The organism is Rheinheimera sp. 1928-s (genome assembly GCF_029269265.1).
Classification (GTDB): domain Bacteria; phylum Pseudomonadota; class Gammaproteobacteria; order Enterobacterales; family Alteromonadaceae; genus Pararheinheimera.
Map to the genome: position 1 here is coordinate 1 of NZ_JARIXP010000011.1, position 21,988 is coordinate 21,988.

Genomic DNA, 21,988 nt, shown 5'->3' on the forward strand with positions numbered 1-21,988 from the left:
GGTTTATAAAGAGGAGTCCGGCGAGCTACCAGGCTGTTCCATCTTCTAAACCCCAAATTTTTGATACAAAAAAACCGACTATTGAGTCGGTTGATTGTTGGTTGCGGGAGCCGGATTTGAGCTGATGACCTTCGCCCAGGGTTTATAAAGAGGAGTCCGGCGAGCTACCAGGCTGTTCCATCTTCTAAACCCCAAATTTTTGATACAAAAAAACCGACTATTGAGTCGGTTGATTGTTGGTTGCGGGAGCCGGATTTGAACCGACGACCTTCGGGTTATGAGCCCGACGAGCTACCAGGCTGCTCCATCCCGCGTCCGTATCTTAACACCGAGCAGTGTGTGTTAAGTGGGGTACTACATCTACATAACTTACTTAAGTTGGTTGCGGGAGCCGGATTTGAACCGACGACCTTCGGGTTATGAGCCCGACGAGCTACCAGGCTGCTCCATCCCGCGTCCGTATTGATAGTTGAGCAGTAACTATCAGGATTTAAAACAAACATCAGATTGGTTGCGGGAGCCGGATTTGAACCGACGACCTTCGGGTTATGAGCCCGACGAGCTACCAGGCTGCTCCATCCCGCGTCCGTGTTTGCGGGGCGCATAGTAGAGCTTTTGACATAGCAGCGCAAGGCCTAATATCAGTAAATTCCAAAGAAGCGAACTGACTGCACAATTATTAAACGCATAGGTCTTAAAGTAGGCGATAGTGGCTATTTCTGAAGTTTCATCGCCGCAAATCTTTGTTTTTTGAGCTGAAAAACATCCCAATGCTTTCGAAAGCGCTTCTGTTATAATGTGCGCCATTTTATTGCAGGGCAGATCATATGTTGGAATTCTGGGCCTTAACATCCAAAGGTGTTGAAGAGCTGTTGGCGGATGAGATCCGTCGTTATCAAGGCGAAATCATTAAATTAGGCATGGGCGTAGTGCGCTTTAAGGCTGAACTTAAAGATGCGTATCAGCTGTGCTTATGGTCGCGTCTGGCGACCCGTATTATGCGCCTGGAACAATCCATCGAAATTGATGCCAATTCAGATCTGTATCAGGTGGCTATGCGCATTAACTGGCCTTCCTTAATGCGGATGGAACAAAGTTTTGCTGTCGAGTGTGTGGGGAAGCACCCAACCATAGACAATACCCAGTTTGGTGGCATGCGCGTGAAAGATGCCATAGTGGATCAGTTCCGCGAGCGTTACGACGCGCGTCCAAATGTCGACCGTCTGGATCCGGACGTCCGCTTTCAGGTGCGTTTAGAACGTCAGTTTTTCCATTTCTTTCAGGATTTCTCTGGTCCTTCACTTCATCAGCGTGGTTATCGCAAAGAGCAGGGTGAAGCCCCACTAAAAGAACATTTAGCTGCCGCTTTATTATTACGCTCAGGTTGGAAAGCCGATCAGCCTTTATATGACCCATTTTGTGGTAGCGGCACTTTGTTAATAGAAGCAGTGCTTATGGCCCGTCAGTTAGCCCCAGGTTTAAAGCGGGAGAAGTTTGCGTTTGAACAATGGGGCGATCATCAGCCTGAACTCTGGCAACAACTGCGCGCTGAAGCTTTAGGCTCACGTCAGGCGATAGCTGAAGGTGTAACCTTTGTCGGTAGCGATACAGATGAGCGCACTTTGCAGAAAGCCCGTCAGAACGCTGCCCGTGCTGGAGTGGCAGATTTTATTGAATTTATTACCCAGGATGCGACACAAATTCAGTCTGCTGTATGCGAAGGCAAAGGCGTAATTATTACCAACCCACCATACGGTGAGCGTTTAGGGGATTTGCCAAGCCTTATTCCTATTTATGCTGAATTCTCCTTAGGCTTGAAAAAACATTATCAGGGCTGGCGTTTAGCCATTATTACCTCAAGCCCCGATTTATTGCGGGCGCTGAAGTTATCCAAAGCCAAAAGCTATAAATTCACTAACGGTCCGCTGGATTGTGAATTTACTATGTTCGATTTGACCGAACAGCAAGTGCAGGTCAATGCCAACAGTCAAAGTGCAGCTTTGTTTTATGCGGAAAGCGAATCTTTTGGCAATCGCCTGAAGAAAAACGTCAAGCAGTTAGAGAAGTGGGCGAAACGCGAAAACATCAGTTGTTACCGTATGTATGACGCCGATATTCCGGAATACAACGTCGCAGTCGACTGGTACGACGGTGAAGTGGTGATCCATGAATACGCCGCACCTTCTAATGTCGACGAGCAAATAGCGCAAAAACGTTTGTTTGATGTGGTGAACCTGGTGCCTAAAGTGCTGGGTATCAGCAGCGACAAGCTAGTGCTAAAAGTTCGCGAAAAACAAAAAGGTAAAGATCAGTATCAGGCGCTGGCCAAAGCCGGTCAGTACAAAGAAGTTACTGAATATGGCGCTAAATTTTTAGTCAATCTGCGTGATTATCTGGATACCGGTTTGTTTTTAGATCACCGCGTCACTCGTTTGGCTATTCAACAGCAAGCCAAAGGCAAAAAATTATTGAATTTGTTTGCCTACACAGGCACTGCTTCTGTGCATGCTGCTTTAGGTGGTGCTTTGTCTGTTACTACAGTGGATATGTCAAATACCTATCTGGACTGGGCAAAACGCAATTTCCTTATTAATGGTCTGGATGGCAAAGCCTATCAGTTTGTGCAGGATAACTGTCTGGATTGGCTGAAAGGCTGTAAAAACCAGTTTGATTTAATCTTTGTTGACCCGCCAACTTTTTCGAATTCGAAACGGATGGAAGATACCTGGGATGTGCAACGTGATCACGTCAAGTTGCTGACTATGGTAGGCCGTTGTCTGGCGCCTAATGGCAAAGTAATTTTTTCCAACAATAAAAGGCGCTTTAAAATTGACAAAGCAGAACTGGAAGAAGCAGGCTGGATCATCAAAGATATTTCAGCCCAAAGTTTGCCGGAAGACTTTAAACGTAACCCGAATATTCACGTGTGCTTTGAGCTGTTTAAACGCCTTGAAGAGTAAGTTTTCATGCAGATAAAGCTTTACAGCACCTGGGGTTGCCATTTGTGCGAGCAGGCCGAGCAGCTTTTGCTGCAGGCAGGCGTTGCAGGTGCTGTTGAAATTATAGATATAGTGGACGAACCGGCTGCTTTTGAGCGCTATCGTGTGCATATTCCGGTGTTAAAAGTGAATGAACAGGAACTGTTCTGGCCCTTTGAACTTGAACAGATACAACAACTGCTGCGTCAGCAGTCGTCAGGATTATAAAGAGTGGAATTATTACGTTTTCAGCAAGCCAGCCTTGCTTTTGGTACCCATCCCATTTTAGATAAAGTGGATTTCAGTTTATTTGCCGGCGAACGCGTCTGTTTGGTTGGTCGCAACGGGGCTGGTAAATCATCCTTTTTAAAAATACTGACCGGTCATCAAAATTTGGATGATGGCCAGGTTGTGCGGCAGAATAATTTAATTATCAGCCGCTTAGAGCAAGACCCACCAGCTCGTGTAGATATTAAAGTGGCAGATTTTATTCGTGAAGGTGCGGGCGATTTAGCTGAAAAACTGCAGCGATTTTACCATCTGGCCGATCATTTTTCGGATGCCACCGAAGCTGAACAACGTGAGTTTGGCACCTTGCAGGCTGAACTGGATACCCGTCATGGCTGGCAGTTAGAAAACCGCATTGAAGAGTTGTGTTTGCAGTTTGAAATGGACCCTGATACCACCCTAGCTTCTTTATCAGGTGGCTGGTTACGTAAAGCCGCTTTAGCCAAAGCTCTGGTGTCACAGCCTACCGTATTGCTGCTGGATGAACCGACCAACCACCTGGATGTAGCCGCCATTCAATGGCTGGAGCAGTTCTTTATGAACTTCAAAGGCGCGATCATTTTTATCTCGCACGACAGGGCTTTTATTCGTGCTTTAGCCAGCCGTATTATCGATTTGGACCGTGGTGAGCTGACTTCGCACCCAGGTAATTACGCCGAATATCTGGAACGTAAGCAAAAACTGCTGGAAGTTGAGCAACAACACAATGCCTTGTTTGATAGAAAACTGGCAGAAGAAGAAGTCTGGATCCGCCAGGGTATTAAAGCCCGTCGAACCCGTAACGAAGGCCGGGTTCGTGCCTTAAAAGAACTGCGTAACGAGCGTGCTGCCAGGGTAGAGCAAATGGGCAAAGTAGAATTTGCCATTGAGCAGTCGCAAAAGTCGGGCAAGCTGGTGTTTGAAACCAAAGATGTCAACGTCAGCTTTAAAGGCGAAACTGTACTGAAAGACATCAATATTTTAGTGATGCGTGGCGATCGTATTGCCTTGGTCGGTCCAAACGGTGTGGGTAAGTCCACCTTAATCAAAACTTTGCTTGGCGAATACAAGGCCGACAGTGGTGAAATTAAACGCGGCACTAACCTTGAAGTGGCGTATTTTGACCAACACCGTATTCAGCTGGATTTAAATGCCACAGTGCAGGATAACGTCGCTGATGGTAAGCAGGAAATTATTCAAAACGGTCAGACCCGTCACGTATTAAGTTACCTGCAGGACTTCTTATTTGCACCAGCGCGCGCCAGAACACCGGTTCGGGCTTTATCTGGTGGCGAGAAAAACCGCTTATTACTGGCGCGTTTATTCGCTAAACCAAGCAATTTACTGATCCTCGATGAGCCGACCAACGATCTGGATGTAGAAACTTTAGAGCTATTAGAAGATATTCTGCAGCAGTATCAAGGCTCTGTGCTTCTGGTCAGCCACGACCGTGAATTTGTTAATAATACAGTGACCAGTTCGCTGTATTTCGCTGGTCAAGGCAAGGTGGTCGACATAGCCGGTGACTATGAAGATGTGGTGGCTTATCAAAAACGGCAGCAAAACAATGTAAAAGCTGTTGAAATTGTGCAAAAAAGTGTAAAACCTGTCGAAGAAAAGCCTGTAGAGCTTTCATCCACAAGCAGTAAGAAGTTATCATACAAAGAGAAACGAGAACTGGAACTATTGCCCGCTTTAATCGAGACACTTGATGCAGAATTGAGTGGCTTGCAGCAGCAAGTAAATGATCCACAATTTTTCCGGCAAAGTGCCGATTACACCCAAAAAGCGTTGAACCAATTGCATGAGGCCGAGTCGAAGCTCGCGCACGCTTATGAGCGTTGGGAACAATTAGAAGCATTAAATCAGCAGTAACAGGGGACCTGAATGAGATTATCGCCCGTAGTATTAGCCTTATTACCCGGCCTGGCCGCCAGTTCAGCATACGCCGCTGTTTATCAGGTTCAGGAGTTGGCTGAGGTCACCACTGTCCAATCTCAGTTTGGCGCGGCTTTAAATGACAATGGCGACGCAGTTGGTTCTGGGTCTGTGATTTATAATTTCCCGATCGATATCAGCGCCATTGATTTCGAAAATGCCAGTTTGGTGGCAGCCTTAACGGCCGAACAAATAGAACAGATTAAGTTGGGTAACATCACTGCGTCCTCTCAGCTTGTTTTGGTCAATTACCTTAGAGCCAACAGCACAAACTATGCAATCCAGCGCTATGTAGAAGTAATGGGCTTTAACCTGGTGACTGGTGAACAGCTTAAGATCCGCGAGCAAGCAGCAACACCAACCAATAATGAATACCTGTACGATATTAATAATAGTGGAAATGCTATTGGTGTTGCGACAACCACCTACACCCAACAGAGTTTTACGCCTGAAGCTACTGAAGCAGTTCCATCGCCTGAGACTGTCAATTTATGGCTGCCTGCACCGGGTCATATAAAGTCTTATGTAGTCAATGGCAATAGCGTTACTGCATTACCTATTCCCTATGAAGAGTTTGGCGGTGGTTTCTCTGTTGCCATTAAAATCAGTCAGGACAACTACGTGGCAGGTTATGGCAGTGTTTCTATGCTGGAAAGCGTTCAGGAAACTATTGAAACAACCTGTACCGGAAAAACCAGACCTATAAGTCTTTGTCACGACCAATATAAAGATGGTTATGTTGAACGGGCATTAGTCTGGAAAATGAACGAAGCAGGGCAAATTTCAGCGCCAGTCCAATATGGCGTTTTAGGCCCTCTGATTGAAGATACGGCAGAAAATCTTTATTCCAGCCGGGCTTTATCTGTGAATGATAACGGTATAGCTGTCGGATATTCTACCTCTACTGATGGCAACCGTGCTGCATTGCATGCTAGTGTTTTTCATGAAGGTGAAGTGTCAGCCATCATAGATCCACTGGAATGGAATTCCAGTACTGCAGTTGATATCAACAATGAAAATATTGTCGTCGGTTCTGCAAGTACAACCTTTAATGGTATGTCACGCGACAGGTTATTCATTTTTGATTACAACACAAAAACCCTGACCTTTCCAAATGGCTTTTTTAATAGTTCTGATACGAACCCTATGGCCATCAACGAAAATAATATGGTAGTAGGTTCGGCTGAAATATTACCTGCTGATGGCACCAACAGGCGTATAGTGGCCTTTTTGTATGATATCGAAAACGATACTTTCACCGACTTAAATACCTTATTACCTTGTGATTCAGCTTTTACTTTGGCTGAAGCAAAAGATATCAACAATAACAACGAAATCATTGCCAACGCTGTAGTTTCTGTTGAGCAACGCGATAGCAAAGGGGAGTTGGTAAAAGACAGCGCGGGTAATCCTGTTATGGAGAATGTCTCCAGAGCTGTGAAACTAACTCCGGTTCCTAACGGTACAATCGACAGCTGCAAGATACCAGAAGACGAAACCTATGAGCGTAAAGGTGGTTCATCGACGTGGTATAGCTTATTGTTGTTGCCACTATTGTGGCTAAGACGACGTGTAAGCTAGTTACAGTTGTATATAGATGGCTAAATACAAACCCGCGAAAGCGGGTTTGTTCTATGTTGTCCAACCTAAATTTTGTTCTCTGCTATCCAAAATATTGCCTCTAAAATGACGTTACTCCGTAACGTTAAACAACAGCAGGAGAGCCTTTTTCATAGCTTTAGCTGCCGAAGGCGAACATCACGGACGATGTGAGTAAAAAAAGTCCAAGCAATTCAAAAAAAATAAATTATTTTGTCATCAAATCTTAAATAACTTCAGGTTCTTACTTAATGTCAATAGGGAAGAGCTAAGTTTATTAGTGGAACCTTTTCGGCATCTCAACTATCTATTAAGGTGCAACGTAAGTTGCTTGTTATTTATCAGATCGAGGAAGATTGCCTTATGAAAAGACAGAAAAGAGATCGTTTAGAACGTGCCCACGCTCAAGGTTATCGCGCCGCTGTCACAGGTCGCTCAAAAGAGATTTGTCCTTATCAGAATTTAGACACCAGATCGCAATGGCTCGGAGGGTACCGGGAAGCGATGGAAGACAAAGGGATTGGCCTGTTCGCCAGAGGCCAGTAATTCACGAATTCAGATAACAAGGCCCCGATAACCGGGGCCTTGTGCGTTTTCGAAGGCTCAAAATTAGAAGCGGGCTTTGATGCCTAAAGTGAAAGAACGACCTGGCAGAGGCGCATCTTCTTTGATAAAGGAGCTATGCACAAAACCTAATTCATCGGTCAGATTGTTGGCTTTGACAAAAGCAGTCAGATCCAGATCATTTAAATTAAAGTAATAACTAAAACTCAAATCGAGGATCTGATAGGAGCCTGTTGCACTTTCATCTGCTGCGACCCGGTTTTGCTTCATATAGTGAGTCCAGTCGATATTTGCTGACCAGTCCTCTGCTGAATAGCTATAACCTGTACCTACTTTCACAGGTGGAATACGCGGCAAATCACCGCCGTTGTCCAGCTTGGCTCGCACTGAGTCAATAAAAAACTCCAGTTGTTGTTCTGCTGTCAATTGATAAGCCATTGCAAACTCAGCGCCATATAAAGTGGCATTCTGCTGTTGATAATGGAATATTGAGAACGCTTCATCTTCAGCATGGCCGTGTTCTTCATCATGCTCTTCGTGATCGTCATGCTCATGGTCTTCATCTGCATGGGAGTGCAGGTCTGCCATAGTTAAACCTGAATCTCTCATATACAGGTAGTTATGTACTTTGTTGTAGAACAGGTTGTAAGTGAAGGTAAAATCACCGTCATATTTGCGTAACGTCAAATCGATGTTGTTCGCCACTTCTTTTTTGAAGTTGACATCAGACTCTGAAATTTCACCGTCTTGATCCAGGCTATAGGCCAAACCCAATTCATAAGTACGGGTAGCGATGTGGGCACCATTTGAGTATAACTCTGCAGCGCTCGGGGCTCGTTCAGAGCGGCTGACGGATAAAGCCGCGTTGTAACCCGGCTGAAAGTTCCAGACTAAGCCTGCCGACAGGCTAGACGCTGTAAAGTCATGTTTTACCTCGTCAGCATGATGTTCGTCTGTGTCTTCTTCCTCATGGTGATGTTCAAACTCTATGCCAGAGGCTTTGTAATCGACGTGCTCAATACGGGCACCTAGCTGAGCTGTAAAGTCGCCAAAACTGCGCTCTTCAAGCACAAATAAGGCGTGGGAATCGGTTTTGGTATCTGGGGTGAAGGCTTCTTCACCTATCGCCTGATAATCGCTTTGTTGCAGGTGATAACCAAAAACACCATGCCAGCCGGCAATAGTTTCATGCTCAGCAGCGAAGCGGCTCTCAAAGCTATCATTCTTAAAGGTGGTACCAATGACGCCTTCTTCTATTTCGTGATGCTGATAACGGGTTAGGGCGCTGCTGAAAGATAAGGTTTCAATGCCGTTAAAAGGTTTATACAGCTCGCCAGCCAGGCCGTATCTGTCTTGTTTTACTTTAGCAAATACAGCTTCTTCTGTATGTTCATCGTGGTTCTCGTCGTGGTCCTCATCATGTTCTTCATGATGATGGTGATGGCCAGGAATACCGTATTCACTGTCAATATGCCCTATGGAAAAACCAAGCAAGCCTTTATCAGTGATCCAGCTTAAACCACCATTCACCGCAGAATTATCCAGCCATGAATTTGCCAGTTGATCAGTGCTTTCGCCTTCATCATTGGTAAAATCTGGCACATCATAATTATCGGTTTTACGCTTAAAGCCATCCACATGCCAGGCGACTTGATCCTGACCGCCATCATGAGTCAAGGCGGCAGTTTTTTCATCTGCACCTGAGCTGTAGCGCGTCTCTATCTGGGTATTGGCGGGACGTAACTGTCGTGGCAATCTGTTGTCGACCACGTTCACGACACCACCTACAGCGCCACTGCCGTACAATAAAGTGGCAGGGCCACGTAACACTTCAATTTGCTCTGTGGTGATGGCGTCAGCACTGATGGCATGATCCGGGCCAATACGGGATACGTCAGCAGAATCAAGACCGTTACTTAATATGCGAACCCGTGGCCCATCGAGGCCCCGCAAAATAGGGCTTGAGGCTACTGGGCCGTAATAGTTGCTGTGTACGCCCGGCATCGACTTTAAGGTTTCGCCTATAGTAGGGGCTATTTTACGGCTGAGCTCTTCACCTGATAACACAGAAACGGGATTAGCCATTTCCAAATCGTATTGATGCAAGCCTGAAGCTGAGACCACAATACGTTCCACGCCACCAGACTGCAGTTGTACTTTAAGTTCGTTGCTGTTTGATAAGGTGACAAACTGATCGCCATAACCTTTGGCAGAGATATGCAGTTCAGCGTCAGCAGGAGCCTGGATAGTAAAGCGGCCATTTTTGTCTGCGTACACATATTGCTGACGGCCATGCACATGCACACGAGCCTGTTCAATGGCTTTGCCGTCATTATCCAGCACTACACCGTTCACGGTGATGCTTTGTGCGACAACCTGGGCTGAAAATGCTGAAACAACCAGCATGGCAACGGGAGTAAGTTGAAAAAGAGAAGGGCGCATCGGAAAACCTATTACAGTAATTAATGATTGTGATGTTATAACATTTTTGCGGATTAACGATTCAGACGCAAGTACTTTTGTGATGAAGTAACATTAATTTAAGATTTAGCTTCGACACTCTGAAGTCTAATGCTTTAATATCTGCATAATAATGTTTGAATAATCAAAAGGATAAGCTATGGATTTCTGGCCGGAATTTTTACTGATCGCGTCAGTTCATTTAGTTGCAGTAGCAAGCCCCGGCCCTGATTTCGCCATAGTTCTACGCTATGCAGTGCGTTATGGTCGTAACGTCGCGTTAGCGGCCAGTGTTGGCATAGGTATGGCTATTTTTCTGCATGTCTGTTATTCGCTGCTTGGCTTAGGCTTGCTGATTAAAACCACCCCCTGGTTATTTACCTTGTTCAGCGCACTGTCGGCAGCGTATCTGGCTTATATAGGCTGGCAGGCTATTCGTAGCGGCGCACCAACCAACACCACAGCAGAAATAGTCACAGAGCCGGTGACAGAGACTCCGTCATTACTCAAAGCCTTTACCTCAGGTTTTGTCACTAATGGTCTAAACCCCAAAGCGACCTTGTTTTTCTTATCACTTTTTGCAGTCATTATTTCGCCAGTTACGCCACTTTCTTACAAAGTGATTTACGGCGTTTATATGGCCGGCGCTACAACGGCCTGGTTTGCATTTTTATCTGTGATCCTAACCCGCGAAAAAGTAAGAGCTTTTTTGCTTATGAAAGGGTACTGGTTTGATCGTTTAATGGGTGCGGTATTACTGGCATTGGCTATGCATCTGATTTACGGTGCAATTCAATCTCAGCTACACTAAACAGAGGTTGTTGCCGATACCAACGAGGTGTCTGTATGCAAGTGATAAGCAAAGTAATAAGGCTGGATCTGAACTATGCGTCAGAGGCCAGTCATTTTTATCAAAAACGGACTTGTTATATAGCTCCTTATAAAACCGAGCTGGCTGAACATTTTGCCCGCCGTATTCTGGCTTATCTATCTTATTTCGAATCTTCTCCACAACTGGCTAAAATAGAAAGTGCAGGTAAAACGCCTGACTTGTATGTCAGTGATGCGGCTGAACACATCAAACTTTGGTGTAATGTTGATTTACTCAGCGAAAAACATATGCAACGCGCCAGCCATCAAGCGGATCAAGTGGTGTTGTTTCTGGATGAAACCCAACAGAAAAAAGTAAAAAGTCAGTACAAACAACACTTCAGCAATGTGCAGTTCCATGCGTTATCCCACCAACAGCTACTGGACTTTTGCTGCATGCTCAAAGGTCATATGCAGCTGGACTTGTGGCGGGAAGATGACAAGTTATTAATCACAGACGGTGAGCAAACCTTTGAGCTGGCCTTGTCCTCTGAGCCAGAACTCCGGCATTAAACTTGCCATAACTTGTTATTTCATTTTCACTAGTTATAATGCTCGCCCGTATTTTTGCCCCGGATTTACGGTCCGGTTTTGCAGAAGGTGAATCCAAAAATGTATGTTGTTGCTGCTTTATATAAGTTTGTCGCTTTACCTGATTATGTTACTTTGCGTGATAACCTCTACCAACATCTGGTGCTGAACAAAGTCAAAGGTACTTTGTTGCTGGCCGAAGAAGGTATCAACGGCACTATTTGTGGTCCACGTGAAGGTATAGATGCGATGTTGCAATGGTTTGCTGCAGACAGTCGTTTTGAAGCTATGTCTTACAAAGAATCTTTTGCTGATGAACAGGCGTTTTACCGCACTAAGGTCAAGCTGAAGAAAGAGATCGTCACTATGGGGGTTGAAGGTATCAATCCTGCTCATATAGTCGGCACTTATGTCAAAGGTGAAGCCTGGAATCAGTTAATCTCTGATCCAAACACTATAGTTATCGATACCCGCAACGATTATGAAGTGGCCATTGGCACTTTTAAAAATGCTGTCAATCCAAATACCACCAGCTTCCGCGAATTTCCAGAATGGGCAGAACAAAACCTGGACAAAACCAAGCACAAAAAAGTGGCGATGTTTTGTACCGGAGGTATTCGCTGTGAAAAGTCTACGGCCTTTTTAAAAGAGCAAGGTTTTGAAGAGGTCTATCACCTGGATGGCGGTATTCTGAAATACCTGGAAGAAGTACCAGAACCAGAAAGTCTGTGGCAGGGTGAGTGTTTTGTGTTTGACCAGCGTGTTGCGGTGAAACATGGTTTGGAACAGGGCAGCTACGATCAGTGTTATGCCTGTCGCATGCCACTCTCACAGGACGAAATGAAGTCGCCACTTTATGTGCAAGGTTTAAGTTGTCCGCATTGTCATGACAAAATTACTGAAGAGCAGAAAGCTTCTTTTGCTGAGCGTCAAAAGCAAATAGCCCTGGCTAAAGAGCGAGGCGAACAGCATATCCGTGACGGTAAAGTTGAATTCTAATTTCAGCTATATTTGAAAAGAGCCGTTAAGGCTCTTTTTTTTGCCCTTGTCTTTAGAGGTAATAGGTTATAGTTCTATTTATTAGAATTAAACGTGCTTAATTTTGCTATTTTAAACCAACTTCTGGAAAGATAAGCTGTGTATTAAGAGAGGAAGCTATGGCAACAGAAAATAAAGGTTACAGTTGGACCAGCATTGTATTGCACTGGCTGGTGGCCGTCATGGTCATTGGGCTTTTTGCCTCAGGCTTTTGGATGGTGGATCTAAGCTACTACAGCAGTTGGTACAGAACTGCGCCTTTTTGGCACAAAAGTGTTGGTGTGTTGTTATTGGCTCTGATGCTGTATCGGTTACTGTTTCGTGTGATTAAAGGAACTGCTGAGCCTTTATCCAGTCACAGTAAAGCCATACAGCGTGCCAGTCATGTTACCCATCTGACTTTATATGGCCTGGTGTTTTTGATTATCTGTAGCGGCTATTTGATCTCGACTGCAGATGGCCGGCCTATAGACGTATTTGGCTTATTTAATTTACCCTCAGCCGGAGAATTGTTTGCTGAACAGGCAGACAGAGCTGGACTGGTCCATAAGTTTGCCGCTTACGGCTTAATTGCGTTAGCCGTTTTACATGCAGCGGCTGCTTTTAAACATCACGTTTTTGATAAAGACAACACGTTAAAACGCATGCTTAAACCTTAAGACCCTAATTACTAAAGGAGATTGGAATGAAGAAATTACTAATTGCCGGTTTGTTGACTTCAATGTTAGCAGCACCAGCACTGCAAGCTGCAGACTACGAAATAGATACGCAAGGTGCTCACGCTTTTATTCAATTTAAAATCAGCCACTTAGGTTATAGCTGGTTGTATGGCCGTTTTAATACCTTTGAAGGTACATTCAGCTATGACGCTGCCAAGTTAACGGACTCTAAAATCCAGTTAGAAATCGATACCAAAAGTGTTGACTCTAACCATGCTGAGCGTGACAAGCACTTACGCAGCCCGGATTTCCTGAACGTAGACAAACACAGCAAAGCGACTTTTGTCAGCACAAAAATAGTACCAAAAGCAGGTGCTGATTTTGATGTAGTAGGTAACTTCACATTAAACGGTGTTACTAAAGAAGTTGTGATCAATGCCACTAAGCTGGGTGAAGGTTCTGATCCATGGGGTGGTTACCGCGCAGGTTTTGCTGGCACCACCAGCATCAACTTAGAAGATTTCGCCATTAAAAACATTCTTGGCCCGGCATCTGCCACTGTTCATCTGGATCTGACGGTAGAAGGTATTAAGAAGTCTTGATTCTGAATTGAGTTTCTAAAGACGACATTGCCCTGATGTATTTTTGATACTCAGGGCAATTCTATCTCTATATCTGTAACGGGAATACTGCAGCAAGGCAAAATTTCACCTGTTCGCACAAAAGCCAGCGGCTCGTTGATGTAGCTGACTGAACCTGACAGTAGTTTACAACGACATGCACCGCAATAACCTTCACGGCACTGATAATTCACTTGCTGTTTTTGTGCTTCAAGGGCTTCAAGCAGGGTGCGTTGCTCAGGCCCAAACTCCAGACTGAGCACATTTTTCACCACTACTTTAACCATGTGAATAGTCGCAGATCAGAGATCAAAATCGCCGAAGTCAGCGCCATCCATTTCGTTGTCGATTTGACCCACTAAATAGGAGCTGATTTCTGATTCTTGTGGCGCCACCTGCACATTGTCAGACACCAGCCAGGCATTGATCCATGGAATAGGGTTCTGAGTGGTGCTGAATATCGGTTTTAAGCCCACAGCCTGCATTCTGTTGTTGGTGATGTACTCAACGTACTGGCATAAAATATCTTTGTTTAAGCCAATCATTGAACCATCTTTAAACAAGAACTCAGCCCAGTCTTTTTCCTGCTCAGCGGCTTTACGGAATATCGCATAGGCTTCGTCTTCGCATTCTTTGGCGATAATGGCCATTTCCGGGTCGTCTTCACCAGCAGCCATAATATTCAGCATATGCTGAGTGCCGGTTAAATGCAGCGCTTCATCACGGGCAATCAATTTGATGATTTTTGCATTACCTTCCATCAGTTCACGTTCGGCAAAAGCAAAACTACAGGCGAAACTGACATAAAACCGGATGGCTTCGAGCACGTTTACCGACAAAATACAGATGTAAAGCTTACGCTTCAGATCATGCATGCTGATGGTATGAGTTTTGCCGTTCACTTCATGAGTGCCGACACCACATAAGTGATACAGGCTAACAGAAGTGATCAAATCATCGTAATAACGGGTCACGTCATCTGCACGTTCAACAATACGTTCATTTAGCAGAATATCGTCGAACACTTTATGAGGTTCGTTGGTGATATTACGCACTATATGGGTATAGCTGCGGCTGTGAATAGTTTCACTGAATGCCCAGGTTTCAATCCAGGTTTCCAGCTCAGGCAAGGACACTATAGGTAACAAGGCGACGTTTGGTGAGCGGCCTTGCACTGAGTCCAACAGAGTTTGGTATTTTAAATTGCTGAGAAATATATGTTTTTCATGTTCTGGCAACTGTTGAAAGTCGATGCGATCTTTACTGACATCCACTTCTTCAGGACGCCAGAAAAAGCTCAGTTGCTTTTCGATCAGTTTTTCAAAAATGCCGTATTTCTGTTGATCATAACGGGATACATTCACCGGATTGCCAAAAAACATCGGCTCTTTCATTTGATCATTGTTCGTACGGCTAAAGGTGGTATAACTCATCAGCAATTTCTCTGTGTTTTTATTAGCTATGCATACAAAAAGAGGGCTGCAATGCAGCCCCAGTCTTAAATTTTACAGGCGCCACCGGCACAACCATCGTCTTCCGGCGTCGCTTTGATGTCTTCCTGTATGTCGGAAGCGCCATCGCGGGTATTGTGGTAGTACATGGTTTTAACACCCAGCTTATAAGCCGTCAGTAAGTCTTTTAACAAGATCTTCATTGGCACTTTGCCACCTTCGAACTTGCCCGGATCGTAATTGGTATTGGCAGAAATCGTCTGGTCCACAAACTTCTGCATTATAGCCACCAAGCTGATATAACCGTCGTTGTTAGGCATGTCCCATAACAATTCATATTGGTTTTTCAGGCGATCGTACTCAGGCACTACTTGCTTTAAAATACCGTCTTTACTTGCCTTTATACTGATATGACCGCGAGGTGGTTCAATACCATTGGTCGCATTTGAAATTTGCGAAGACGTTTCAGATGGCATCAGTGCTGATAACGTAGAGTTACGTAAACCGTGTTTCACCACATCTTTACGCAGTTGCTCCCAATCGTAGTGCAATGGTTCAGCACACACCTTATCCAGATCCTTTTTATAGGTATCAATAGGCATAATGCCTTCTGAATAGGTGGTCTCGTTAAATTTAGCGCATGGGCCAAACTCCTGAGCCAATTTGTTCGATGCTTTCATCAGGTAATACTGAATAGCTTCAAAAGTGCGGTGCGTTAAGCCGTTGGCTGAACCATCCGAGTATTTAACGCCATTTTTCGCCAGGTAATAGGCATAGTTAATCACGCCTATACCTAAAGTACGGCGGTTCATGCTGGCGTGGTAAGCGGCAAGGATAGGGTAGTCCTGGTAATCCAGTAAACTATCTAAAGCCCGCACTGCCAGTTCTGCTAGTTCTTCCAGTTCATCTAAATGCTCAATAGCACCTAAGTTAAAGGCTGACAGAGTACAAAGGGCGATTTCACCATTTGGATCGTTAATGTCATTCAGTGGCTTAGTTGGCAGCGCTATTTCTAAACAGAGGTTGCTCTGGCGCACAGAAGCAAACTTTGGATTAAACGGGCTGTGCGTATTGCAATGATCGACGTTCTGTAAATAGATACGACCTGTGCTGGCACGTTCCTGCATAAATAACGTGAAGAGTTCAACAGCTTTAATACGCTTCTTACGGATAGAGGCGTCCGCTTCGTATTGAACATACAGCTCTTCAAACTTTTCCTGATCTTCAAAAAACGCATCATATAAACCTGGTACGTCAGAAGGACTGAACAGGGTGATCATTTCATCTTTAATCAGGCGTGTGTACATCAGGCGGTTAAACTGCACACCGTAATCTAAGTGACGTACGCGGTTTTCTTCCACACCCCTGTTGTTTTTCAGAACCAGCAAAGATTCCACTTCCAAATGCCACAGCGGGTAAAACAGCGTTGCTGCGCCACCACGAACACCACCCTGAGAGCAGCTTTTCACTGCTGTCTGGAAATGCTTGTAGAAGGGGATACAACCTGTATGGAAGGCTTCACCGTTACGGATTGGGCTGCCTAAGGCACGAATACGACCCGCGTTGATACCAATACCGGCACGTTGACTGACGTACTTCACGATAGCACTGCTGGTGGCATTGATGGAGTCTAAGCTGTCACCACATTCAATCAACACACAGGAGCTGAACTGACGGGTAGGGGTACGTACACCAGACATAATAGGCGTAGGTAATGAAATCTTAAACATAGACACAGCGTCGTAAAAACGACGCACGTAACTTAAGCGGCTGTCTTTTGGATAATTAGCAAATAAACAAGCGGCAACCAGCATATAAAGGAACTGAGCGCTTTCGTAAATCTGACCTGTGACCCGGTTTTGCACCAGGTATTTGCCTTCGAGCTGCTTTACCGCAGCGTAGCTGAAATCTAAATCGCGAGCATGGACAATGAAACTATCCAGCTGCTCTAATTCTTCTTTACTGTAGTCAGCCAGAATGTGAGCGTCATAACGCTTTTCTTCCACCATTTTGACCACATGGTCATACAGCTTTGGTGGCTCGAACTGGCCATAGGCTTTTTTACGTAAATGGAATACGGCCAAACGAGCGGCCATATATTGATAATCTGGCGTCTCTTTTGAGATTAAATCGGCAGCAGCTTTGATGATGGTTTCGTGGATATCGGCGGTCTTAATACCGTCGTAAAATTGAATGTGAGAACGTAACTCAACCTGAGACACTGATACGTTTTGTAACCTCTCAGCTGCCCAATCTATCACACGGTGGATCTTGTCTAAGTCTAATGGCTCGCGCTGACCATCTCTTTTGGTTACGTATAATGTTTGAGTCATATTTTTCCGCCGAAAATTCCATCTCAATTGTTATTATTGTGTGCACAGAATTTCTTCTGCGCAGCGAATTCACCCGCTTTTGGCTTCATTAGGTCAAACTCAATTGAGCGACACAACATCTAGGGGTGAAAGGAGAACGGATCACAAGATAGAGTGGATCAATAGCAATTGCAACCCCTGCTGACGGGCGAAAAAAGCAGCATGTTAGTGTCCGCTAACGTGCGAAATAGGCTTTTAAAAACCTCTGCAGGGAAGCAATAGTTTTTCAGTAAAAAATCTATTTTGTCTGTTCGGTTAAATTTTAAGTGATTAGTAAAATCACCCGCAAAGAGGTGATTTTTAATTGACCAAAAATATGAAAAAACTGAACTCAGTCGAGGTGTCGGATCAGGTCTGTGAAGTGGGAAATATGTAAATCTGCGCCCCAAAGTTCAGTTTTATCATCTGGCCCAACATAACCAAAATCACACATCACAGTTTGCATGCCAGCACGACGGCCTGCTTCTATGTCGCGCTCTGCATCTCCTATATACCAACACTGGTTTGCAGAGACCTGCATATAGTGAGCAGCCATCCATAACGGAGTTGGATCAGGTTTACGTTGTGCCAGGCTGTCACCGCCCAGTAACAAGCGGCTTTTTAATAAGGCAGGTAACTGACGTTGTACTTTGGCGGCGAGCTTATAAGGTTTATTGGTCACTATGGCCCAAGGGATGTTGCGTGCCTCAAGCGCTGCAAATAACTCTTCAGTGCCTGGAAACAAGCGGCTGTGTACGCCGCTATGCTCATGGTAATAATCCAGCAGGCTTTGGCGTGCTTTGCCAAAATCAATGTCTTTTAGCGCTTCACCAAAACCAAGCTGCAGTAGACCTTTGGCACCATGCGAGGCCATAGGACGATATTCTTCGTAGCTTTTTTCTGGCATACCATGCTGTCGCAGAACAAAATTCAGAGCTGCGCCTAAATCCTGTGCTGTATCGACCAGCGTGCCATCCAAATCAAATAAAATGGCGGCTGGTTTTTTAAGTGTAATGAGCTGTTGGGTCATAACGGCTTTTTCGCTACCACAAAATAATTTACATCCAGCCCAGGGCCAGTGCGGAAGGACTGATTAATAGGGTTGTAATGCAGACCAGTGGCATCGACCACCTGTAAACCCGCATCATCAATAAAACGCATCAAATCAGAAGGGCGGATAAACTTCTCAAACTCATGAGTACCTTTGGGGACCAGTTTGAGTACCTGTTCAGCACCGACAATAGCCATCAGATAGGCTTTCCAGGTTTTATTTAAGGTCGAGAACACCAGCGTAGCGCCGGGTTTGGCTAAATCAGCACAAGCCTTCACCACAGAAGCAGGTTCTGGCACATGCTCCAGCATTTCCATGCAGGTCACTAAATCAAAGGCGCCTTGGTTGGCTGCGGCAAAATCTTCCGCAGTGCTTTGCTGATACTGGACTGATACCGCAGATTCCAATGCATGCAATTTGGCCACGGTTAACGCTTCGTCAGCCATATCAATGCCTGTGACTTCAGCCCCGGCTTTCGCCATCGCTTCAGCCAAAATGCCGCCGCCACAACCTACATCTACAGCTTTTTTCCCGAATAAGCCTTGCACCTGATCACTGATAAAGGCCAGACGGCAAGGATTCAGTTGGTGTAACGGCTTAAATTCACCGGACGGATCCCACCAGCGAGAGGCGATTTCATTAAACTTGGCAATTTCGGCCGGATCAACATTGGAAGAGGGGTTCATAAGCGTATCCATTTAAAATTTTGCCTATTATAAGGCCTTGATCTGTTTGAGCAATGCTGTACAAAGCACAACAGAACTGGCAAGGTATTTTTTCTGTGGTAGAATCCGCCTTTGTCCCGCGACCCATTACAGTAAAAAACGCGGGTATCTTGTTGATTTAAGGGAAAAAAGCTTTTTATGACAAATTTGGCCAAAGAAATTGTTCCCATTAATATCGAAGAAGAATTAAAGAATTCTTATCTCGATTATGCAATGAGCGTTATTGTGGGGCGTGCCTTACCGGACGTAAGGGACGGTTTAAAGCCTGTTCACCGTCGCGTTTTGTTTGCGATGAAAGAGTTAGGCAATGACTGGAATAAAGCCTACAAAAAATCTGCCCGTGTCGTCGGTGACGTCATAGGTAAATACCATCCACACGGTGACAGCGCTGTATACGACACTATAGTTCGTATGGCTCAGCCTTTCTCCTTACGTTATATGTTGGTTGACGGTCAGGGTAACTTCGGTTCCGTAGACGGTGACTCAGCAGCAGCTATGCGTTATACCGAAGTGCGTATGTCGCGTATCGCAGGGGAATTATTAGCCGATCTGGATAAAGAAACAGTCGACTTTGTGCCTAACTACGACGGCACTGAAATGATCCCGGCTGTATTACCTACTAAAATCCCAAACCTGCTGGTCAACGGCTCGTCAGGTATTGCGGTTGGTATGGCGACCAATATTCCGCCACACAATTTAAATGAAGTGATTGATGCCTGTCTTGCATTGATTGCTAATCCGGATATCAGCATTCCAGAACTGATGGAACTGATGCCGGGACCAGATTTCCCGACAGCCGCTATTATCAATGGCCGTCGTGGCATCGAAGAAGCCTACCGTACTGGTCGTGGTAAGGTGTATATCCGCGCCAGAACTCATATCGAAACTGACGAAAAAACCGGTCGCGAGACTATTGTTGTCGACGAAATTCCTTATCAGGTCAACAAAGCCCGTCTGATTGAAAAAATCGCCGAACTGGTGAAAGAAAAGCGCATCGAAGGCATTTCAGCATTACGCGACGAGTCTGATAAAGACGGTATGCGTATTGTGATTGAAGTGAAACGTGGCGAATCGTCAGATGTACTGATCAACCACTTGTATACCCAAACTCAGATGCAAACCGTGTTTGGTATCAACATGGTAGCCCTGGATCAGGGCCAACCGAAGTTGATGGGCTTAAAACACATGCTGCAATGTTTTGTGTTGCACCGCCGTGAAGTGGTGACACGCAGAACAGTTTATGACTTACGTAAAGCTCGTGACCGCGCTCATATCTTAGAAGGCTTGGCTATTGCTCTGGCGAACATTGATGAAATTATTGATTTAATCAAAAACTCATCAAGCCCGGCCGACGCCAAACAAGGTTTAGTGGCTCGTGGCTGGCAGCTAGGTGATGTCAGCGCCATGTTAGAACGTGCCGGTGAAAACGCCGCCCGTCCTGAATGGCTGGAAGAGCATTTTGGTATTCGTGATGGCGAGTATTTCCTGACTGAACAACAGGCTCAGGCCATCTTAGATTTACGTTTACACAAACTGACTGGTCTGGAACATGAAAAAATTCTGGACGAGTACAAAGAGTTATTAGTGCTGATTGCTGAGTTATTACACATTCTGGGTAGCCCGGAGCGTTTAATGGAAGTGATCTGTGAAGAGTTAGAAGCTGCAAAAGCCCAATATGGTGATGCCCGTCGTACTGAAATTCAGGACAACTCGATGGATATCAACATGGAAGACTTGATCACTGAAGAAGACGTGGTCGTGACTCTGTCGCATTTAGGCTACGCCAAGTATCAGGCTCTGTCTGACTATGAAGCTCAGCGTCGTGGTGGTCGTGGTAAAGCGGCAACTACAGTAAAAGACGAAGACTTTGTCGACCAGCTTTTGATCGCCAGTACTCACGATACGATTTTGTGTTTCTCTAACCGTGGTCGTCTGTACTGGATGAAGGTGTATCAATTACCGCTGGCCTCCCGTCAGGCGCGTGGTAAGCCAATAGTTAACTTACTGCCACTGGAAGAAAACGAACGTATCACCGCTATTCTGCCGGTTCGTGAATACGAAGAAGGCAAGTATGTGTTTATGGCCACTGCCAACGGTACTGTGAAGAAAACCTCACTGACTGAATACTCTCGTCCACGTAGCAACGGCATTATTGCCGTGAACCTGAACGAAGGCGATCAGCTGATTGGTGTGGATATCACAGACGGCAACAGCCAGATTATGTTGTTCTCCGACGACGGCAAAGTAGTACGCTTTAAGGAAGATCAGGTTCGTCCAATGGGCCGTGGCGCTACAGGTGTTCGTGGTATTCGTTTACGCGAAAACGGCTCTGTGGTGTCCTTGATTGTTCCGAAGAGCGAAGGCGCTATTCTGACGGTGACTGAAAACGGCTACGGTAAACGTACCGCATTGCAGGAATACCCAGAGAAGAGCCGCGCTACTCAAGGTGTGGTCTCTATTAAAGTCTCCGAACGTAATGGTCTGGTGGTAGGTGCAGTACAAGTGAATGCGTTGGATGAAATCATGCTGATTTCTGACAAAGGCACACTGGTACGGACCCGCGTCAGCGAAGTATCACAAGTAGGCCGTAACACCGCTGGTGTTATTCTGATCCGCACCATCGAAGGTGAAAAAGTAGTAGGTGTACAACGCATCGACGAAATTCAGGATCAGGACGAAGTAGCAGCCGCAGAAGCGGAAGCTGCCGCATTAGCCGCACAAAATCCGACAGAAGATACTGTCGCGGACGGCGAAGAAGAGTAAGACTGTTAAGAAGGGGCCAGATCACATTACTTAAAAAATAATGTGATCTGGCCCCTTTTTTATTTCTGTCTTTTGCAAAGTGCGCTAAAGTAGCGGCTGTTTAAAAAGAGCCGTCCAGACGTC

General features: G+C 45.4%; 17 protein-coding genes and 3 tRNA genes. 11 read left to right on the forward strand and 9 right to left on the reverse strand.

What is annotated here, in order from left to right:
• Positions 1 to 237: 237 nt before the first annotated feature.
• From P3C17_RS19325 to P3C17_RS19335, 3 genes are all read right to left on the reverse strand, one after another.
• Positions 238 to 314: transfer RNA gene (locus tag P3C17_RS19325), tRNA-Met, on the reverse strand.
• Between the two features lie 65 nt (positions 315 to 379).
• A tRNA-Met gene (locus tag P3C17_RS19330) sits at positions 380 to 456 on the reverse strand.
• Between the two features lie 52 nt (positions 457 to 508).
• Positions 509 to 585, reverse strand: a tRNA-Met gene (locus tag P3C17_RS19335).
• Positions 586 to 827: 242 nt separating this feature from the next.
• On the opposite strand from P3C17_RS19335, the gene rlmKL reads away from it, so the two are divergent.
• The 5 genes from rlmKL (at position 828) to rmf (ending at position 7,328) form a co-directional block, all read left to right on the forward strand.
• The gene (gene rlmKL / locus P3C17_RS19340) at positions 828 to 2,960 is read left to right on the forward strand and encodes a bifunctional 23S rRNA (guanine(2069)-N(7))-methyltransferase RlmK/23S rRNA (guanine(2445)-N(2))-methyltransferase RlmL (protein WP_300930955.1); all 2,133 of its coding nucleotides are present in this window, start codon (positions 828 to 830) and stop codon (positions 2,958 to 2,960) included.
• A gap of 6 nt (positions 2,961 to 2,966) precedes the next feature.
• The gene (locus P3C17_RS19345; protein WP_300930956.1) at positions 2,967 to 3,206 is read left to right on the forward strand and encodes a glutaredoxin family protein; all 240 of its coding nucleotides are present in this window, start codon (positions 2,967 to 2,969) and stop codon (positions 3,204 to 3,206) included.
• A gap of 3 nt (positions 3,207 to 3,209) precedes the next feature.
• On the forward strand, positions 3,210 to 5,120 hold the full coding sequence (locus P3C17_RS19350; protein ID WP_300930957.1) for an ATP-binding cassette domain-containing protein: 1,911 nt from the start codon (positions 3,210 to 3,212) through the stop codon (positions 5,118 to 5,120).
• A 12-nt stretch (positions 5,121 to 5,132) separates the two neighbouring features.
• On the forward strand, positions 5,133 to 6,764 hold the full coding sequence (locus P3C17_RS19355; protein ID WP_300930958.1) for a DUF3466 family protein: 1,632 nt from the start codon (positions 5,133 to 5,135) through the stop codon (positions 6,762 to 6,764).
• A 381-nt stretch (positions 6,765 to 7,145) separates the two neighbouring features.
• Positions 7,146 to 7,328 carry a ribosome modulation factor gene (gene rmf, locus P3C17_RS19360; RefSeq protein ID WP_046521510.1) on the forward strand — a complete coding sequence of 61 codons (183 nt, stop codon included), beginning with the start codon at positions 7,146 to 7,148 and terminating at the stop codon, positions 7,326 to 7,328.
• Between the two features lie 63 nt (positions 7,329 to 7,391).
• Here rmf and P3C17_RS19365 read toward each other — a convergent pair whose 3' ends face one another.
• Positions 7,392 to 9,788: a TonB-dependent receptor gene (locus tag P3C17_RS19365; protein ID WP_300930959.1), complete on the reverse strand. Its 2,397-nt coding sequence runs from the start codon at positions 9,786 to 9,788 to the stop codon at positions 7,392 to 7,394.
• Between the two features lie 178 nt (positions 9,789 to 9,966).
• Here P3C17_RS19365 and P3C17_RS19370 point away from each other — a divergent pair, with 178 nt between their 5' ends.
• The 5 genes from P3C17_RS19370 to P3C17_RS19390 all read left to right on the forward strand — a co-directional run bounded on the left by P3C17_RS19370 (position 9,967) and on the right by P3C17_RS19390 (position 13,506).
• Complete coding sequence (locus tag P3C17_RS19370) at positions 9,967 to 10,617, forward strand: LysE family translocator (RefSeq protein WP_300930960.1); 651 nt, start codon at positions 9,967 to 9,969, stop codon at positions 10,615 to 10,617.
• Between the two features lie 35 nt (positions 10,618 to 10,652).
• The gene (locus tag P3C17_RS19375; protein ID WP_300930961.1) at positions 10,653 to 11,189 is read left to right on the forward strand and encodes a YaeQ family protein; all 537 of its coding nucleotides are present in this window, start codon (positions 10,653 to 10,655) and stop codon (positions 11,187 to 11,189) included.
• A 99-nt stretch (positions 11,190 to 11,288) separates the two neighbouring features.
• Complete coding sequence (locus P3C17_RS19380) at positions 11,289 to 12,206, forward strand: rhodanese-related sulfurtransferase (protein WP_300930962.1); 918 nt, start codon at positions 11,289 to 11,291, stop codon at positions 12,204 to 12,206.
• Positions 12,207 to 12,364: 158 nt separating this feature from the next.
• Positions 12,365 to 12,904 carry a cytochrome b gene (locus P3C17_RS19385; protein WP_300930963.1) on the forward strand — a complete coding sequence of 180 codons (540 nt, stop codon included), beginning with the start codon at positions 12,365 to 12,367 and terminating at the stop codon, positions 12,902 to 12,904.
• A 26-nt stretch (positions 12,905 to 12,930) separates the two neighbouring features.
• Entirely contained in the window at positions 12,931 to 13,506 is a 576-nt protein-coding gene (locus P3C17_RS19390) for a YceI family protein (protein WP_300930964.1), read from the forward strand.
• Between the two features lie 50 nt (positions 13,507 to 13,556).
• Here the strand turns inward: P3C17_RS19390 and yfaE are convergent, their stop codons facing one another.
• The 5 genes from yfaE to ubiG all read right to left on the reverse strand — a co-directional run bounded on the left by yfaE (position 13,557) and on the right by ubiG (position 19,063).
• Complete coding sequence (gene yfaE, locus P3C17_RS19395) at positions 13,557 to 13,811, reverse strand: class I ribonucleotide reductase maintenance protein YfaE (RefSeq protein ID WP_300930965.1); 255 nt, start codon at positions 13,809 to 13,811, stop codon at positions 13,557 to 13,559.
• Between the two features lie 15 nt (positions 13,812 to 13,826).
• On the reverse strand, positions 13,827 to 14,957 hold the full coding sequence (gene nrdB / locus P3C17_RS19400; RefSeq protein WP_264342206.1) for a class Ia ribonucleoside-diphosphate reductase subunit beta: 1,131 nt from the start codon (positions 14,955 to 14,957) through the stop codon (positions 13,827 to 13,829).
• 65 nt (positions 14,958 to 15,022) lie between these two features.
• On the reverse strand, positions 15,023 to 17,308 hold the full coding sequence (nrdA, locus tag P3C17_RS19405; protein WP_300930966.1) for a class 1a ribonucleoside-diphosphate reductase subunit alpha: 2,286 nt from the start codon (positions 17,306 to 17,308) through the stop codon (positions 15,023 to 15,025).
• Positions 17,309 to 17,678: 370 nt separating this feature from the next.
• On the reverse strand, positions 17,679 to 18,356 hold the full coding sequence (locus tag P3C17_RS19410) for an HAD-IA family hydrolase (protein ID WP_300930967.1): 678 nt from the start codon (positions 18,354 to 18,356) through the stop codon (positions 17,679 to 17,681).
• Positions 18,353 to 19,063, reverse strand: a complete 711-nt coding sequence (gene ubiG, locus P3C17_RS19415) for a bifunctional 2-polyprenyl-6-hydroxyphenol methylase/3-demethylubiquinol 3-O-methyltransferase UbiG (RefSeq protein WP_300930968.1) — start codon at positions 19,061 to 19,063, stop codon at positions 18,353 to 18,355. The genes P3C17_RS19410 and ubiG overlap by 4 nt, the downstream gene beginning before the upstream one ends.
• 177 nt (positions 19,064 to 19,240) lie before the next feature.
• On the opposite strand from ubiG, the gene gyrA reads away from it, so the two are divergent.
• On the forward strand, positions 19,241 to 21,865 hold the full coding sequence (gene gyrA / locus P3C17_RS19420) for a DNA topoisomerase (ATP-hydrolyzing) subunit A (RefSeq protein ID WP_300930969.1): 2,625 nt from the start codon (positions 19,241 to 19,243) through the stop codon (positions 21,863 to 21,865).
• Positions 21,866 to 21,988 lie beyond the last annotated feature (123 nt).